The organism is Rheinheimera mangrovi (genome assembly GCF_003990335.1).
Taxonomy (GTDB): domain Bacteria; phylum Pseudomonadota; class Gammaproteobacteria; order Enterobacterales; family Alteromonadaceae; genus Pararheinheimera; species Pararheinheimera mangrovi.
Genome location: NZ_CP034683.1, coordinates 493,424 through 510,672 on the forward strand (window position 1 = coordinate 493,424; position 17,249 = coordinate 510,672).

The following is a 17,249-nucleotide window of genomic DNA, read 5'->3' on the forward strand; positions in this document are numbered from 1 at the left end:
AATTTGGCTCTGATTTAATGAATTGATAGCGCTATCATTTTTGATTTTTTTCCTTCTCACCTGCCTGCTTGCTGAAAACTCAAACAACAATTGCCTATTATTTCGGCTGTTGCCTCGTTCGTATTCTGTCGTAAAAGATCCGGATCCCAGCTTATTTTCACAAAAAAGATCTAAATAATGGTTGCGCAATCATTTATCTGAGGCTAATTTAACGCCCAGGCTTAGCCTTGGTATGAAAAACAAGCGGAAGAAATCAATTCAAACAGCAATTCCGAGAGGATATGCCCTGGATTTCCTATCGCTTGAACTGATACCAAATAAAAAAAATCAACAGGTGTTAGCGCTGTCATGCTGACAAAAACATCCAGACAGGATAGGGGATTCATAGTGAAAGTTTTAAAATTAAAACCGGCGTATTTACTCACCACTCTGGCACTCTGCAGCGCTTTTGGTGTGGCTGCACAAGTGGCTGAAAGCACAAAGAGCAGCGATGGCAAAGATGATGAAGGCCGTGCTATTGAAGTGATTCAAATCAGCGCGACCAAAAGGGTAACCACCTTACGTGAAACCCCACTGGCAGTAACAGCCTTTGACCAGAAAACTCTGGACGAAAACCATGTGGCACAACTGGATGATTTGCAGGGCATAGTTCCAAGTTTACAAATTGCGCAAAACGGCACCCAAAATACCCCTATGGTGTATGTGCGTGGTATTGGTTCTTCTGACCAAACCGAAAGTGGTGACCCTGCCGTCGCTTTCCATATAGATGGTGTCTATTCAGCCCGCTCGCAGGGCGCCTCTGCCTTGATGTTTGATTTGGAAGGCGCTGAAATTTTACGTGGCCCACAAGGCACTTTATTCGGCCGTAATGCCACTGGTGGTGTAGTGAACTTACACACTGCCAAAGCCCGTCTGGATGGTTTTGATGCCAACGCCGAAATCACTTTAGGCAACTACGACCGTCGTGCTATGCGTGGTATGGTCAATATTCCATTAAGCGATACTTTAGCTGTGCGTGTTGCTGCTGCTGTGGACCAATCTGAAGGTGTGGTTGATTTCCTGCCAGGTTCAGCTATGGGTGAAAAATACGGTTCTACCGATCTGGCTGCTGCGCGTTTCAGTGCTTTTTACCAGCCGTCAGACAAGTTTGATTTAACCTTCTCCTACGAAAACTTTACCGACAATGGCACTGGTAATATCCCAACCATCAGCGGTGGTTCGGATCGCAGCTCTTATGTACAAGAGCCAGGTTTTAACGACGCAACCAGCGATAGCTTCCGTACCAGAGCCAACTACAACTTTGACTCGGGCCTGCAATTGTCTTACATAGGCGGTTACACAGATACGTCTCGTGTTTCGGTATGGGACAGAACCTGGAGCCTGACCAAGTATGAATGGGGTGGTTGTGTGGAATGTACCCACGAAGCCACTCAGCACGAATTACAGTTTAAAAATGACGACGCTGAACGTTTACAGTGGATGGTGGGTTACTTCTACTTCAAAGAAAACAACAGCACTAATTTTGACATAGTGCACCCTGATGTTGATTACGAAGGTGGTACTACCCCAAATAAAAACTTATGGTCCACTTACCGTCAGCCTGACCGTGGTTTAGAGTCCAACAGTATTTATGCTCAGTCGACTTACAAGCTGACTGATGACTGGCGTGTAAGCGCTGGCTTACGTTACACCAACGATAAACGTTGGGACAAAGGTGGCCGTAACATCATGTGTCCTGATGTAAAACGTACTGAAGTGATGGACCCTAATCAGGACAACCTGGGGTACATGGATCCGGAAGGCATCCTCAATGGTCTTGGCCCGAACAAAAACCTGGTGCAACCTGGTCAATGTTGGGTTGATACCTACAACGACACCAGCCCGGAGTGGAGCAAAACGACAGGTATGGCTCGTGTTGAATGGGACATGACAGACGATGTGATGTTCTACAGCTCCTACGCCACTGGCTTTAAGTCCGGTACTATTCAGGATGGCGGTAAATATACGGGCACTGGTCCATTCACCCAGGCTGACCTGGATGCCATTATCGCTGGCAACAATAACGAAGCTGCGGGAACTGCCGCTTACGTAGCACCTGAAGAAAACAGCAGTATTGAACTGGGTATGAAAGGTTTATTCCTGGATGGCACCTTGCAGTTATTTGCTGCACTGTTCAGTACTGAATACACAGACTTACAGGTGACCAGTAACGTGGTCACCAACACTGGCGCTGACTTGCTGCGTAAAACTAACGCCGGTAAAGCCACTATTAATGGTCTGGAATTAGAAGCCCGTTGGTTAGTGATTGAAAATGGCGAGTTAAGTGGTTCTATGTCTGTACTGGATGCAACTTACGATGACTTCCTGACCACAGATTCTAAATATGGCCGTGATGGTTTAGCTTTTAACCCGTCTGCAGGTAACCCTGCTTTACCTAACCTGCTGGATTTCAGCGGTAACCATTTAGTGATGGCTCCGGAATTCTCAGCTTCTGTGAATTACGAACATTTTGTTGGTCTGGAAAGCGGCGCTACGTTAAAGCCAAGAATTCGTGTGGGTTACACCAGCGAAGTATGGTTTGACCCGGCCAACCGTGGTGACAGACCTGAAGGTTTCAAAAATCTGCCTTATGCTGCTGATATCGACCGTCAGGATGCCTATACCAAAGTGGACTTAAGCCTGACGTTTGAACCTTCAGAAGGCAACTGGTCTACAGAAGCTTTTGTGAATAACGTCACTGACCGCGATATTAAGAGCGATCAAGGCCGTACTCACGGTGACGCAGTACCTAACTTTATGTGGCAATCACCACGTACCTTTGGTGTGCGTTTTAACGTAGCTTTTGAATAATTCGTCCAACATTATTGATGTTTTACCCTTGTCTCCCGGACTTGTGCGAGTCCGGGTCCTCCCGGTAATTGGGGGTATCAGTACCAGCTTCGGCTGGTACTTTTTTATGATGTTTTGTTATTAGTACAACTGTGCCATTCTTTTCGCCGTTCAATAAACCGCAGTTAATGCGTGTCGCCCTGCAGCTGTTCCTTTTTTTGTTGACGCCTCATTCCTCGGTAAGGTATGTTGATGTTGTTACTGTGTTTTTAAGTAATAGTACATTAGTTTACATAATTTAAACTAATGTTATTTAGCTTCAGTTCAGAGGATGAAAAATGTATAAAATATACATTTTTTTTACATTATTAGTTTTTGCAAGTTGTAAAGTGTCGGCAGATACCGTAAAGATCAATAATGTTGGTATTCTAGAGTCTGGTGATGGAGGGATATATACTTTCTTTCCCTTGAATCGACCAGACTTTCTTAGACAGTTTGTTGCCTCATAAAGTACTGCTTTTCAAATACAGCAGGAGGCAGATCACCACTGTACCCATGTTTGCGTTTGATGTTATAGAACATTTCGATGTAATTAAAGATATCCGACTTCGCTTCTTCTCTGGTTACATACACTTTTCGCCTGACCCGCTCTCGCTTTAACAACTGGAAAAAGCTTTCTGCACACGCATTGTCATGGCAATTACCGCGACGACTCATACTGGCTTTGAGGTTGTGTTCTTTTAAAAAGCCTTGCCATTCGTAGCCAGTAAACTGGCTGCCTTGGTCGGAATGAACAAGGACTTCCTGCTTGGGTTTTCTGCGCCAGATCGCCATTAGTAACGCTTTGAGCACCACATCCGCATCCATTCTCGGCTGCATCGACCAACCAACAACCTGACGCGAGAACAAGTCCAGTACGACCGCCAGATACAGAAAGCCTTCATGGGTTTTGATGTAAGTTATATCGGTGACCCAAACCCGATTCGGTTCTGTGACATCAAACTCGCGTTGCAACACATTCTGCGCCACCACCGCAGGCTTGCCATGGTAGTGGCCTTTCCGTCTGCGGTATCCCACTTGCGCACTCAGCGTTTCCTGCTTCATCAGCCTGGCCACGCGGTTTTTACTGCATCGTTCGCCTAAATCTTTCAAATCGCTGGTGACTTTGCGATAGCCATAAACACAGCCACTTTCCAGCCACGAATGCTTAATTAACCCTAACAAGCGGTTGTCTTCCAAGGTCCGGCCAGAATGTGGCTGTTTTAACCATGCATACAACCCGCTGCGCTGAATATTCAGCACCTGACACATCAGTTGCACCGGATAGTGAGCCAGTCTGGATTTTATGAACGTGTACTTTTCTTTGACTCCACGGCAAAGTACACGGCGGCCTCCTTTAATATATCGCGTTCCATCGTCACCCGTTTCAGTTGTTTCTCTAACTCACGGATCTTGGCTTCCTGCTCAGAAACCTGTTGATAATGTTCGCTGTTGCTGCCGTATTTTTTAAGCCACAGGTAAAGACTGTTTGTAGAGATGTCTAAACGCTTCGCAACGCTCGCCACAGAATGGCCGCGCTCCGTAATTTGCTTGACTGCTTCAATCTTAAATTCTTCTGGAAACCGTTTTGTCGTCATTTGTCCCCCTTAACACACTGCATTGTAATGCTATTTTGTGTCTAGGAAACTCTGGTCGATTCAAACGGGTATGGTGGGTATTCTACTTTAAGCGGATGCATACGGCCTGCTGAGGTTGCTTCTCTGGCTGCTTCTTTAGGGCTTTTAGTTGGATGTACTGTAGGGAATGTAACAATTTTTGGTTGTAGCATAGCATTGATTAGTTATGCTGCCGTAACAGGCAATTACAACCACACGCTCTATCAGTGTCGCCTCGCTTATGACAATGCCAAGTATAATCTTGATAAGTGTGTCGAAAATGAAGACTCTGGCGGCGGCGGCGGTGGTGGCGGCGGTGGTGGCGGTGGTGGCGGTGGCGGCAGTGCGACTCCTTCTACTTGCTATTATTCTGAGAAACACACTATATGTACTCAAGGCGGCCTTTGTACTCACTGGACTGAAATTAAAGTAATGAATTGTCCTTAATTTGACAGGAATCTTCACTAATGAAAGCTTTTATTATGAGATTTATCCATCCGGTTTATCGAGAGCAACCTGGTGTGTTGGCCTTAATGATTTTCACTGTGTTGTGCTTTGGGTATCAATGCTATCTAACAGACCAATTTTTCGCCTTTGTTGGGGCCATAGTGTATGCGTCGTTGGCTATTCGCTGTGTCTATCACTATATCGAGAAAAAAACAGAGAAATAACTTTAATTGTATAGTTGCTCAGGTTGAATTTCGAACTCCATCTGAGCACTTTTAGCACCGAATTTGCTTGTGTCAGGTTGAAGCCCTTTCCACTATGCGATAACCCACATCTATAGGTGGCTTATGGGTTTTGTCCTCGCCCGATGCTGTCATCAGTAATTCAACCGCTTGCTGGCCCATCTCAAAACGAGGTGAGGCGACGCTGGTAATGGCGGGTTCGACCAAAGCTGAAGCTTCTAAATCGTTAAAACCACAAATGGCGATATCTGCCGGCACTTTCAGGTTCATCCGCTTGGTTTCAAACAAAGCTCCCAAAGCCAAATCGTCGTTACAGCAGAACACCGCATCACACTGCCCTTGAGATTCTGCCATCACAGCCTGCAATAACTGACCGCCTAAACGTATCGAGGAAGACTGAGTGGTGGTGACTACATAACTCTGACAAGGCTGCTTAAAATCCGCTATCGCCTTTTTAAAACCCGCTAAACGTTGCTGGGTACGGGTATCCATGCGGGCGCCCAGAAAGCCTAGTTTGCGATAGCCTTTTTGCAGCAAGTGGTTAGTGATATCCACCCCGGCATTAAAGTGCGAAAAGCCAATATTCATATCAATAGGGCAGTCGCTGAGTTCCATCAGCTGCACTATAGGAATGCCGGATTGTTGCAGTAATTTACGGGCATAATCGGTTTGATCTGTGCCGGTTAAAATAAAACCTTCAGGCGACTGACTGAGTAAAGTGGCGATCAGTTTTTCTTCTTCCAAAGGCGAATAATGGCAATCCCCCAATACCACCTGAAGATGATGTTGTTTCACTGCACTATAAATACCCTGCAAAACATCATTAAAAACTATGTTAGATAATGATGGAATGATAACCGCAATCACACCTGAACGACGGGAAGCCAATGCACTGGCCGCATGGTTACGGATATAACCAATTTCATGCACAGCCTGTTCAACTTTTGCCCGCAGTTTTTCTGAGACTTTATCAGGATTACTAAGCACGCGGGACACAGTAATAGCACTGACCCCTGCTACTTTAGCCACATCTTTCAGGTTAGGTTTTTTGTTCATCACACCATTCTCATTATTTTTGAAAAACAATAACTGAAAGCTCAGTTTGAGTCAAAATGGTTGCGCTATCATTTTATCTGAATTAAGCTGAGGCCACATTTTTATGGAAGGTGTGATCGTATCTGATGCAACAGGATCTAACAGCTCAGAAGCAGGCAAGCAATACAACACAATGCCAAAGTCTGATCATTATGGGCGTGGCCGGCAGCGGCAAATCTACGCTGGCTTTGCGCCTTGCAGAGCAACTGGGTTGGCATTATCTGGAAGGTGATGATTTTCACAGCCTTGAAGCCAAACAGATGATGGCGTCAGGCACGCCTATTACCAGTGAAATGCGTGACCAATGGGTCGGCCGTTTATGTGCAGCTTTACAAGAGTGCGCAACAAAACAACTTGCAGTGGTATTAAGTTATTCAGGTTTAATCCGCAAGCATCGTGAGCGCATTCGTCAGGCGGCTTCCAACCCACAGTTCATTTATTTACAAGGCAGCGCTGAATTGCTGGCCGAACGCCTGGCGCAGCGGCAAAACCATTTTATGCCTGTGTCTATGCTGCAAAGCCAGCTGGCTACTATGGAATCGGTAGAGCAGGAAGCTGATGTGCTGTGTCTGGATATCAGTCAAAGCGTCAACGAACTGATGCTGCAAGTCATTTTAAAAATAGAGCAACGACTATAACAAGTGATCACGACTGGCCATCATTGGCTGGCGCATGGTCAATAAATCTTTAAATCAAAACAACAAAACAACGACAGGGTGACAAAGTGACAACAGAAACTGCGGTACCTCAAGACAAGCTAAAGCTGCGCGAAAAGCTCGGTTACGGCGTCGGCGATATGGGTTTTAATTTCTATTGGGCTAATATTTCGGCCTTTTTATTGATTTTTTATACCGATGTATTTGGTATCTCAGCGGCTGCCGCTGGCACCATGATGCTGATCACTAAAATCATCGATGCGTTTACCGACCCTATGATGGGCGCTTTAGCGGACAGAACCAAAAGCCGTTTTGGTAAATTCCGGCCTTATTTATTGTGGCTCGCTTTACCTCTTGCTGGTGCTGGTGTGTTGACCTACAGCACGCCGGATTTAGGCCCAGGCGGTAAACTGGTATGGGCTTATTGCACTTATAGCCTGCTGATGCTGACGTACACAGCTATCAATATTCCTTATTCAGCCTTGTCTGGTGTGATGACCCGTAATAGCCAGGACAGAACTACTTTAGTCAGCTTCCGTTTTATCGGTGGTTTTACCGGCGGTATTCTGGTGACTTATTTAACCCCTAAGCTGGTGGTGTTGTTAGGCCAAGGCGATGAAATCTTAGGCTGGCAGCTGACTATGGGCGTCTTTGGTATAGCTGCTGCTTTGCTGTTTTTATTCACCTTTGCCAGCACCAAAGAGCGTATTCAGCCTGTCAGTGAAACCAACAATGCCGTGAAACAGGATTTGCTCGATTTAAAAAACAACAAACCCTGGCTGGTGCTGTTCAGTTTGGCGCTGATCATTATGATCACTATTACCATGCGCGCCAGCAGTGGTACTTATTACTTTAAATATTATGTAATGCGGCCTGAGCTGGTCGGCGAGTTTTTATCTTCTTATATGTTTGCTTTGGCTTTAGGTGCTGCATCTACGCCATTAATGACCAAGTTTATGGATAAAAAGCCATTGATGATGCTGCTCATGAGCCTGGCCGGATTATTCTCTATCAGCTTGTTTTTTGTGCCAGCTGATCAGGTGGGTTTAATTTTTGCCATCAACCTGGCTATAGGTTTTGTATTAGGGCCTAAATCGCCACTGGCTTTTTCTATGTATGCCGATACCGCAGATTACAATGAATGGCGCACTGGCCGTCGTGCCACAGCTATGACCTTTTCAGCCGCTACCTTTTCGCAAAAACTCGGCGGTGCTATTGCCTCAGCTGTAATTGGCTGGTTATTGGCATTGATAGGTTATGTCGCCAACACTGAACAAAGTGCGGGCTCACAAATGGGTATTTTACTCATGGTTTCAGTGATCCCTGGCTTAGTGGCCTTTTTAGCTGCTTTTGTCATGCGCTTTTACCATTTAGATGAAAAACAATTGCTGACCATTCAACAGGAATTGGATCAGCGCAAAGCAGCACCTTTTAAACAAACTGCAGTAGTCGGAGTGTCGGAGTAACTATGAAGAAGTTGATGCAAGCCACAGAAAACGGCCAGCGTTATGAATTGTACAGCGCCACTGCGATGCCACAGGCTGCGGGCTTTTTATGGAACAAGGTGATGATGATCCAGCAAAACTGCCGTGGTTATGCCACAGCGCAGTTTATGCAGCCAGAACCAGCTAAATATGCTCATGCGCCGAACTTAGAAGCCAAAACTTTTATGCAGCCGGAGCAGCCGTATTACGCTCATCATCCGGGCCGTTTTGTGTATATCAAAGATGAAAACAGCGGTGAAATCTGGTCTGTGCCTTACGAGCCGGTGCGCAAAGAAGCAAAGAACTTTGTGTTTTCAGCAGGCCAGTCGGATATCCGCTGGCAGCTGACACTGGACTGTGGTTTAACTGTGGAATGGTTATTAACCTTAACTCCGGATCAACCGCTGGAGTTATGGCAGCTGACGGTACGCAACGATTCAAATCAGAACCGTTCTTTAAGCCTGTATCCGTATTTCCCGGTTGGTTATATGTCCTGGATGAACCAGTCTGGCCGTTATGATGCCGATTTAAAAGCCATTATCTGCTCTTCAGTGACGCCTTATCAAAAGTACCCTGATTACTTTAAAAACAAGTTCTTAAAAGACAAAACCTTCTTATTGGCCGAGCGCACACCGGATTTCTGGGAAGTGAACCAGCAAGCATTCGAAGGGCAGGGCGGTTTACATGCGCCTTCAGCTGTACAACAGCCGTTTTTAGCTTGTGGTGATTCAGACTACGAAACGCCAGCTTGTGTGATGCAATACAGAGCTTCTTTAGCTGCAGGCCAGTCAGAGCAGTATCGTTTTGTGTTTGGGCCGGCTTATGACAAAGCTGAAGTAGCACAAATTCGACAGCAGGTGTTTGGCACATCAGAGAGCTTCGGCCAGATCCAACAGGCTTATGCCGCTTATGTTGCGCAAGCTGTGCCTTGCTTAGAAATAGATACGCCGGATCAGGAGCTGAATAACTATGTCAACCACTGGCTGGCGCGTCAGGTGTATTACCATGGCGACGTCAACCGCTTAACCACAGATCCACAAACCCGTAATTATCTGCAGGACAATATGGGTATGAGCTATCTGGCTCCTGCTGTGGCACGTCAGGCCTTTTTAACAGCTTTATCGCAGCAGCATCTATCGGGTGAAATGCCAGACGGTATCCTGCTGCACAAAGACGCCGAACTGAAATACATCAATCAGGTGCCTCATACCGACCAATGTGTCTGGTTACCTGTCTGTATCAGCGCTTATCTGGCAGAAACCAACGATTACGCGCTGTTAAACGAAAAAGTCGCCTTCAAAGATTCTGCCGAACAACATACGGTGGCTGAGCATATTCACCGTGCTATGGGCTGGTTATGGCTGAAAAAAGACGAACGTTGCTTAAGTTACATTGAGCAGGGCGACTGGTGTGACCCAATGAATATGGTGGGTTACAAAGGCAAAGGTGTGTCGGGCTGGTTAAGTCTGGCAGCAGCTTATGCGCTGAAGGTGTGGGCGCAAATTTGCCGTGATGCAGGCCGTACTGAGCATGTGGCTTTATACGAAGAACAAGCAGCCGCTTTTAATGCCGCAGTGAACCAATATTTATGGGACGGTAACTGGTACGGCCGTGGTATCACAGACGACAATGTCGTCTTTGGTATCAGCAAAGACATCGAAGGCCGCATTTACCTGAACCCACAAAGCTGGGCTTTATTAAGTGGTGCCGCCAACAGCGAACAACAGCAACAGCTGTTAAAAGCAGTAGAGCAGCAATTGCATACGCCTTATGGCCCACAAATGCTGGCACCTGCTTATACAGCTATGCGTGAAGACGTGGGCCGTGTCACGCAAAAGTATCCGGGCTCGGCAGAAAACGGTTCAGTCTATAACCACGCTGCAGCCTTCTACCTCTTTGCTTTGTATCAGGTTAATCAGGCCGACAAAGCTTATCAGGTATTAAAACAAATGCTGCCGTCGGACGATCCACAGGATCAGTTACAACGGGGTCAGTTGCCGGTATTTATTCCAAATTATTACCGTGGCGCATACCAGACCTTACCGCGCACTGCAGGCCGCTCCAGCCAGTTATTTAATACAGGCACAGTGCACTGGGTGTATCGTTGTTTGGTCGAAGGTTTGTTTGGTGTGAAGGGCGACCAGCATGGTTTAACCATAGCGCCGCAATTGCCGGCCAGCTGGAACAAGGCGTCCGTATTACGCCGTTTTCGTGGCGCAGACTTCCATATCCGTTTTGAGCGGGTTGCTGATGTCAAAGCGCCAACACTCTGGCTGGATGAAGTGCAACAGGAAGAGTTAGCGGTGCGCACTATCACTGCAGGCCAAAGTTATCAGTTGCTGGTGCAATTGCCGCTGTAAGGCCTTGGGCGAAGAGCAAAAGGCAAAGGGCTAAATAAAAGGAATAGCTATGATCCGTATAGGTTTGTTAGGTGCAGCACGCATTGCCGATCGGGCTATTATTCAGCCCGCTGCCTTGCGCTCTGATGTAGTCATTGCAGCAGTGGCTGCATCCTCTCTGGAAAAGGCTCAGGCTTTTGCCCAGCAGTTTGATATAGAACTGGCATTAGGCAGCTATGACGAGCTGCTGGCCCGTGATGATATCGACCTGATTTACAACGCTTTACCACCTTCTATGCATGCAGAGTGGTCGATTAAAGCTTTGCAACAAGGTAAGCATGTGTTGTGCGAAAAGCCTTTTGCCATGGATGCTACAGAAGCGCAAGCCATGGTCGCGGCCGCAGAAAGCAGTGGCCGTTTACTGATTGAAGGGTATCACTACCGCTTTCATCCGGTTTTTGCCGAAGTTCAGCGTTTAGTGGCCAGTGGCGAACTTGGCACTATTCACACAGTACGCAGCAATTTTTCAGTGCGTATTGCCGAAACACCAGGTTCGTTGCGTCATAACGCGCCTTTAGGTGGTGGCGCTTTAATGGATTTAGGTTGCTACCCACTGCACTGGTTACGCTCTTTATTCGCCAGCACACCGCAAATTTTATGGGCCGACGCTATTTGCCCTAAACCTCAACTCGATAGCAGCTTCGAGCTTCGTCTACAGTTCGAAAACGGCCCGCTGTGTTATGTCGGCTGCGCTATGAGCGAACATTTAAGCCGCCACCACGATGCGTCTTTCTATCTCGAAGGTGACAAAGCTCAGCTGGAAGTGCTGAACCTGGTCGCCCCACATCAAGGCCACAAGTTATGCTTGACCAAAAACGGCGAGGCTCATGACTATCAAATCAACGGCGACTCCACCTACGACCATCAACTGGCGCACGTCGTCGCCTGCATCAAAGGCGAAAGCAAACCGCTGACAGGTGGCCGCGACGCAATAGATCAGATGCAACTGATTGATGATGCTTATATAGCGGCGGGGTTATTGCCGCGGGGGCTTTGTAAGTAGCTTTGGGGGTTAATTCTGAATTTGAAGGCCGCTTTTATAGCGGCTTTTTGTTTTTATGAGCATAAAAGTGTAGTGACGTTCTAATCGAGTATAAAGCAGCCCCTCAATAGCTCTCTTTCTTCTTTGCGGATACCAGCTTGTTGGGCAAGGCTTTCCCACTTTGACACGGCCTTTAACAATCTTTGATGGATAGCCTTTGCTTTATCAGCATTAACGTGAAAATACTCCGCAACTTCAAATGCCAAGTCTACAAAGAGCGCGTTACTCACATCATCAATATTAAGGTGTAAGCCGGTGGCATATAACATGGGGTTGATATCGTAGGCGGGAGATAGCCGCCAGCCTGTGGGCTCCAGAATGAATCCGTGATTTCTCAGATGATCATCACAATTAGAGACCATGATGTTAAACAGCATTCTTGTCCAAAGTTGTTCAAGGTCTTGCTGAGTGTTGGAGCCGTGCTGTATCAGAAACTCAGCCAGTTCTAAGTAACTTGCACCATCATCCTGACCATCAAAGTACTCAAGCTGAGTCATTGCAGAACTGAAGTGAAGCCGCTTGCCAGACTCGGTGCGGTCGAACCTTTTTGTTAAAAAAATATGATGACTGCCAATGGCTTCAACTTTGGACTCTGCCATTTCGATGCCTGACTCAATGGCCATTTGGTAAACAATGAACTCCCATAAGCCAATATCGTAATCGTCATGACGACTGGGGAACTTGACCAACCACAAACTGTTATCATGATTTCTTATTGACGCCTTTGGCCTGGCACCACCTAAAGATGAACCTGGTGAGATCAGCATATTGAGCCATTTCAGATAATCTGGATTATCTAAATCTGGTGCTTCTTCTATTTTATGTGCGGCTTGTTGCAGCTCGGGCAGGCTGGTTATTGGGGGGGCAGACAGCTCATGGCTATCGTCTAAAAATGGACCTGTTGGTGATGTGCGAAAGCGCAGTGCACCCATGCGGAATGAGTCATGAACACCCAGTAAGTAATCTGTTTCGTACAGAGTTCTTGTTCGTCGCTTCTCTTGTCGGGCGATCACCGCTTCTCTGCGTTGCATCAGCAACCGTCCCCAACGATCAGGGCATGAGTCGAGAAATGTTTTGAAGTTTTTATCGCCCTGCGCATGTTGCTCTCCAACGAATAACTTTAGAGAGGGATCGATCTGACGAACATAGTCAGAGGCCAGCCACTTATCATCATAACTAAAGCTGAAATGCTCTTTGCCTCTGATTTCTGTGGAGCGTAAAGTACCGACCAATATAGGGTCAGTTGACTCAGTCCAATCAGCGTAAACGTAGATTTCCATAATCCGGCGCTCTTATTTTTTGTTCAGCAATTGGATGTCTTGCAGCTTTCTTCCCAGCTCGTCATCAAAGGCAACTTTAGTTAGGTCGTCCACCAGGCCGAGGCAGGCTAATACATTGACGTAGTGCCCAAGCGAAACAGAAGGGTCGCCTTTTAAGATTTTTCGTAGCGTCGGTTTAGAGAGCCCTGTTCTGCTATGCATCATATCTTGAGTAATGCCGCGCCGCTTCATCGCCAGCGTTAAGTTTTCACCCAGGATGCTTAACACCTTTTTGTGTTTTGGGAAAACGACAGCGGTGCGCTTTGTTTTTGATTCGACAGCACTCATAGTGAAACTATATTTTCTCTAATCAGTAATTAGTGAAATTATAGTTTCATTTTTAACTTTAGGCAAAGTGACAAATCGAGATGCTTAACTGAATTGATGTGAAACTAAAATTACCTTTTCTGTTTGATTGTGAAACTATAGTTTCCTTTTTTTCCAGTTTTAAGCTGTAAATCATCAAATTGCTGACAGGTGACCGTGACGCGGTAGATAAGATGCAACTGATTGATGATGCTTATAAAACCATGAATCGTCGTCTAGTGCTGTATTATTCGCAGGTTTGGATCGTACATCGACTGAACGCCAAGCCGTTTTTTATGTCGTATCAGTCGCTATTATTTTACGGCGTAGCAGCTAGTACGATATCCTGGAACAACTTGCTAAACCCCAAATCTTTATGCAGAGCATTCACTACGCCACCGCCAGAATTAAAAGGATTTTTTAATGCAGCAAATTGGCCTTTACGAGCAATTGATCACTCAGTTGGTTGAACGGAACTTGGACCGAACACGATTTTACGTCGGTGAGCGAGAGCTATCTTCTAACGAGGCCTCAGTTTGGTTATCCCGCTTTTTCAGTAAAATTATGGAATTTGCTGTAGCCTCAGTTCCAACGGGTGACGATCGGTTAAAGCTGCAAATTGAGCTCGCTAACCAGATGCTTATGTGGCTGAAGGATAAAATTCAAGATGATGGTTTTATTGAAGAAAATTTACTAAGTAGCAGAGGAAAAATTCTGACAGCGTTGTACACGCTGGATAACCCAATAGCTGCCGATTTACAGAAGTATGTTGAGGACATATTCCCGCTGACAGGTTTGACTGAGAGCGAGTTGTTTTGCGGTAGCAATGCAGGATTGTCGCTTGAGTCTGAGCTAAAGCGTGAGATTTTGTCAGCAGATAAAATTTGCTGGCTGGTGTCTTTTATCAAGTGGACTGGTATTCGTGTATTTCGCAACGAGTTGGAATCCTTTACGCGTAGTGGCCGCGAGTTGAAAATTATTACCACGTCTTACATGGGAGCTACAGATGCTAAAGCGGTTGAGTATCTGGCAAGCTTACCTAACACTGAAGTGAAATTGAGCTACAACACTGAACGTGAGCGGCTACATGCCAAAAGTTATCTATTTTTACGCCATACAGGTTTCCACACAGGATACATTGGTTCATCCAATCTATCGCACTCAGCACTGACGAATGGCCTTGAGTGGAATCTGAAAATCACATCGCAGGAAATTCCACATATTATTGATAAGTCACTGAACACTTTTGAAACCTATTGGCAATCCAGCGAGTTTGAACTATTCGATGGTCAAGTCGAGAGTCGTGAGAAGCTCAAGGTTGCATTAAAGACTGCCCGCGGTAGTGTTAGTGAGGATCATCAGCATTATTTCGATCTAAAACCCTTTCAACATCAACTCGAGATTTTGGAACAACTTAGTATCGAGCGACAAATCCATAATAGGTTTCGTAATTTAGTGGTCGCAGCAACCGGCACAGGCAAGACTTTAATTTCCGCATTTGATTTCGCCCGATTTATCAAAGAAAAACCAGATGCTAAGTTTTTGTTTATTGCACATAAAGAGGAAATCTTAATTCAAGCGCGTCAGGTTTATCGTGGAGTGTTGAAACGCGGCCAGTTTGGTGAGTTATGGGTTGGCGGTCACAGACCAGAGCATCATCATCAGCTATTTGTGTCGATCCAGACACTGAATAATCAATTAGATTCTATAAAGTTGTCTGCAGACTTTTATGACTATTTGGTGATTGATGAAGTGCATCATATCGCTGCTAATAGCTACCGAGCTGTGCTTGATTACTTCCAGCCTAAAATCCTCTTAGGATTGACTGCTACGCCGGAACGTCATGACGGTGCAAATATTTTAGAGGATTTTTGTGGTGTCATAGCTGCGGAAATGCGATTGCCTGAAGCGATCAACCGCCGGCATCTCTGCCCATTCCAGTATTTTGGGATTGACGATGATACGGATCTCCGGAGCATTAGTTGGAATCGTGGCCGCTATGATATTTCGCAGCTAAGCAATCTTTACACTCATAATCAAAGCCGCGTAAATAAGATTTTGCAAAGCATGCAGCAAATCATCACAGATATTGGCAACATGAAAGCTCTGGCCTTTTGTGTGAGCCGTGAACACGCCACATATATGTGTAGCCAATTTTTATTAAAAGGTATCAAAAGTGACGTATTGATCAGTGATAACAGTCATGATCGGCAGCAAAAGCAGAAGGCGATCCGATCAGGTTCAATCAATGTGTTATGTGTGGTTGATATCTTTAATGAAGGGGTAGATATTCCAGAAATTGATACATTGTTATTGTTACGCCCTACCGAAAGCTTGACTATTTTCCTGCAACAGTTGGGGCGAGGCTTGCGTCTAGCCGATGATAAAGAGTGTTGTACTGTATTGGATTTTGTGGGTAATTCACGAGCTGAATATGATTTTTCCAATAAATTCCGTGCGCTGATTGGTAAAACAAATAAAGCGATTAGCGACGAAATTAAACAAGGTTTCCCGCACGCACCACTTGGCTGTCGGATTGAGCTATCGAAAATCACGCAAGAGATCGTCCTGAACAATATTCGTCAGGCGACACTGACGAGTAACAGGTTAGTCGGGCTTATCAGGCAATACCCTCATAATTTCGAATTGCCATTAACCCTTGGTAATTTCCTGAAATTACATCCACATATTGGTATCCGTGACTTATATCAACGAGGTGGGTGGGGCGAATTAGTCTCGCGTTCATTTGATGAGGTCAGAGAAACAGGTGCCGATGATGTATTGGTTGAAGTATACAAACGGGCTATCAAACTCAGGATTTTGACCTGTGACGACTATCACTATTTGGTATTCCTGAAAAAGCTCGTCTCGCACCATTTTGTTGTTGAAGGATCTCAGAACCCACGGTTGGCGTTAATGTGTCATTACGACTTTTGGCAAAAGCCGGGTCCTGCATTAGGTTTTGAAACACTTGAGCAAAGTTTAAAGGCTTTAAACTGCCTATCTCTTAGAAATGAGTTGCTCGACGTTTTGGAGTGGCAAATCGCGCGGACTAAGCATGAACAGTTAGCTTTGGCAGGTCTACCAGAAGTGCCACTGCGACTTCATGCCCGCTATACACGTGAGCAAATATTAACTGGTTTTGGAGCCATAACTTTCGAGCGACAACCTCCAGCGAGGGAAGGTGTGTATGTTATTCAAGATCAAAATATTGAGCTGTTATTTGTCACTTTAATTAAGAATGAAAAACAATTTTCTCCGACGACCATGTATCACGATTACGCCATTAATGAATCGCTGTTTCATTGGCAGTCACAAAATAGTGCGCGTCCAGATCGTGGCCGAGGTTTGGATTATCTACAGCATAAAATGACGGGCAAGAGGATTTTCTTGTTTGTTCGTGAGCAAACAGACGATGAATATGGCCGTACTATGGGCTTTGTTAACTTTGGTGAAGTTGAATATGTATCACATACTGGCTCACAGCCCATGAGCATTACCTGGAAGCTTCAGTCGCCTATGCCGAGTTTTATGTGGCAACAAGCGGCGAAGTTAGCCGTAGGGTAAAAAAGATAATCGCTATAAAAAATAAAGCCCTGAATTTACGAAAATGCAGGGCTTTTTTGTTTCAATGTATTGATGCTACTCAATATTCTGTATCTGTTAATTGATTGATTTCTATAAGTTATTTTAAATCAATTGCTTGCGTGTGAATTCGATGTTTATTTTTGTGTTTTACTCACCGATTTACCCGCCAATTTTACTTCGCTTAAGA

At 45.6% G+C, this 17,249-nt stretch carries 12 protein-coding genes; 8 read left to right on the forward strand and 4 right to left on the reverse strand.

The features are described from left to right. Window positions 1-387 precede the first annotated feature (387 nt). Window positions 388-2,850, forward strand: coding sequence for a TonB-dependent receptor (locus EK374_RS02295; protein WP_164731797.1), 2,463 nt, complete (start codon window positions 388-390; stop codon window positions 2,848-2,850). 465 nt (window positions 2,851-3,315) lie between these two features. On the opposite strand, the gene EK374_RS02300 is transcribed toward EK374_RS02295, so the two are convergent. After that, window positions 3,316-4,466 (reverse strand): IS3 family transposase gene (locus EK374_RS02300; protein WP_127019331.1). Its coding sequence is split into 2 segments (ribosomal slippage): window positions 3,316-4,229 and window positions 4,229-4,466, totalling 1,152 coding nucleotides; the frame shifts between segments, so codons are not numbered across the junction. 298 nt (window positions 4,467-4,764) lie between these two features. Here EK374_RS02300 and EK374_RS20725 point away from each other — a divergent pair. Beyond that, a complete protein-coding gene (locus EK374_RS20725; protein WP_206099267.1) occupies window positions 4,765-4,917 on the forward strand; it encodes a hypothetical protein in 153 nt (50 codons plus the stop codon). 34 nt (window positions 4,918-4,951) lie between these two features. Further along, window positions 4,952-5,155 (forward strand): hypothetical protein, encoded by a 204-nt coding sequence (locus EK374_RS02310; protein WP_127019751.1) that lies wholly within the window; start codon window positions 4,952-4,954, stop codon window positions 5,153-5,155. A 72-nt stretch (window positions 5,156-5,227) separates the two neighbouring features. Here EK374_RS02310 and gntR read toward each other — a convergent pair whose 3' ends face one another. Next, on the reverse strand, window positions 5,228-6,229 hold the full coding sequence (gene gntR, locus EK374_RS02315; RefSeq protein ID WP_127019753.1) for an HTH-type transcriptional regulator GntR: 1,002 nt from the start codon (window positions 6,227-6,229) through the stop codon (window positions 5,228-5,230). A gap of 125 nt (window positions 6,230-6,354) precedes the next feature. Here gntR and EK374_RS02320 point away from each other — a divergent pair, with 125 nt between their 5' ends. The 4 genes from EK374_RS02320 to EK374_RS02335 all read left to right on the forward strand — a co-directional run bounded on the left by EK374_RS02320 (window position 6,355) and on the right by EK374_RS02335 (window position 11,810). Further along, window positions 6,355-6,906 (forward strand): gluconokinase, encoded by a 552-nt coding sequence (locus tag EK374_RS02320; protein WP_127019755.1) that lies wholly within the window; start codon window positions 6,355-6,357, stop codon window positions 6,904-6,906. Window positions 6,907-6,992: 86 nt separating this feature from the next. Further along, complete coding sequence (locus EK374_RS02325; RefSeq protein WP_127019757.1) at window positions 6,993-8,390, forward strand: MFS transporter; 1,398 nt, start codon at window positions 6,993-6,995, stop codon at window positions 8,388-8,390. A gap of 2 nt (window positions 8,391-8,392) precedes the next feature. Continuing rightward, the gene (locus tag EK374_RS02330; RefSeq protein WP_127019762.1) at window positions 8,393-10,768 is read left to right on the forward strand and encodes a GH36-type glycosyl hydrolase domain-containing protein; all 2,376 of its coding nucleotides are present in this window, start codon (window positions 8,393-8,395) and stop codon (window positions 10,766-10,768) included. A gap of 49 nt (window positions 10,769-10,817) precedes the next feature. Next, a complete protein-coding gene (locus tag EK374_RS02335; RefSeq protein WP_127019764.1) occupies window positions 10,818-11,810 on the forward strand; it encodes a Gfo/Idh/MocA family protein in 993 nt (330 codons plus the stop codon). Between the two features lie 80 nt (window positions 11,811-11,890). On the opposite strand, the gene EK374_RS02340 is transcribed toward EK374_RS02335, so the two are convergent. After that, on the reverse strand, window positions 11,891-13,129 hold the full coding sequence (locus EK374_RS02340) for a type II toxin-antitoxin system HipA family toxin (protein WP_127019766.1): 1,239 nt from the start codon (window positions 13,127-13,129) through the stop codon (window positions 11,891-11,893). A 12-nt stretch (window positions 13,130-13,141) separates the two neighbouring features. Continuing rightward, entirely contained in the window at window positions 13,142-13,456 is a 315-nt protein-coding gene (locus tag EK374_RS02345) for a helix-turn-helix domain-containing protein (protein ID WP_127019768.1), read from the reverse strand. A 441-nt stretch (window positions 13,457-13,897) separates the two neighbouring features. Between EK374_RS02345 and EK374_RS02350 the strand changes: the two genes are divergently transcribed. Continuing rightward, the gene (locus EK374_RS02350) at window positions 13,898-17,041 is read left to right on the forward strand and encodes a DUF3427 domain-containing protein (RefSeq protein WP_127019770.1); all 3,144 of its coding nucleotides are present in this window, start codon (window positions 13,898-13,900) and stop codon (window positions 17,039-17,041) included. Window positions 17,042-17,249 lie beyond the last annotated feature (208 nt).

Bases quoted from the DNA above. Each gene is read 5' to 3' on its own strand.
- EK374_RS02310 (WP_127019751.1), top strand. From the start codon at position 4,952: ATGAAAGCTTTTATTATGAGATTTATCCATCCGGTTTATCGAGAGCAA.
- EK374_RS02345 (WP_127019768.1), bottom strand. From the start codon at position 13,456: ATGAGTGCTGTCGAATCAAAAACAAAGCGCACCGCTGTCGTTTTCCCA.
- EK374_RS02350 (WP_127019770.1), top strand. From the start codon at position 13,898: ATGCAGCAAATTGGCCTTTACGAGCAATTGATCACTCAGTTGGTTGAA.
- EK374_RS02330 (WP_127019762.1), top strand. From the start codon at position 8,393: ATGAAGAAGTTGATGCAAGCCACAGAAAACGGCCAGCGTTATGAATTG.
- EK374_RS02335 (WP_127019764.1), top strand. From the start codon at position 10,818: ATGATCCGTATAGGTTTGTTAGGTGCAGCACGCATTGCCGATCGGGCT.
- gntR (WP_127019753.1), bottom strand. From the start codon at position 6,229: ATGAACAAAAAACCTAACCTGAAAGATGTGGCTAAAGTAGCAGGGGTC.
- EK374_RS02340 (WP_127019766.1), bottom strand. From the start codon at position 13,129: ATGGAAATCTACGTTTACGCTGATTGGACTGAGTCAACTGACCCTATA.
- EK374_RS02320 (WP_127019755.1), top strand. From the start codon at position 6,355: ATGCAACAGGATCTAACAGCTCAGAAGCAGGCAAGCAATACAACACAA.
- EK374_RS20725 (WP_206099267.1), top strand. From the start codon at position 4,765: ATGAAGACTCTGGCGGCGGCGGCGGTGGTGGCGGCGGTGGTGGCGGTG.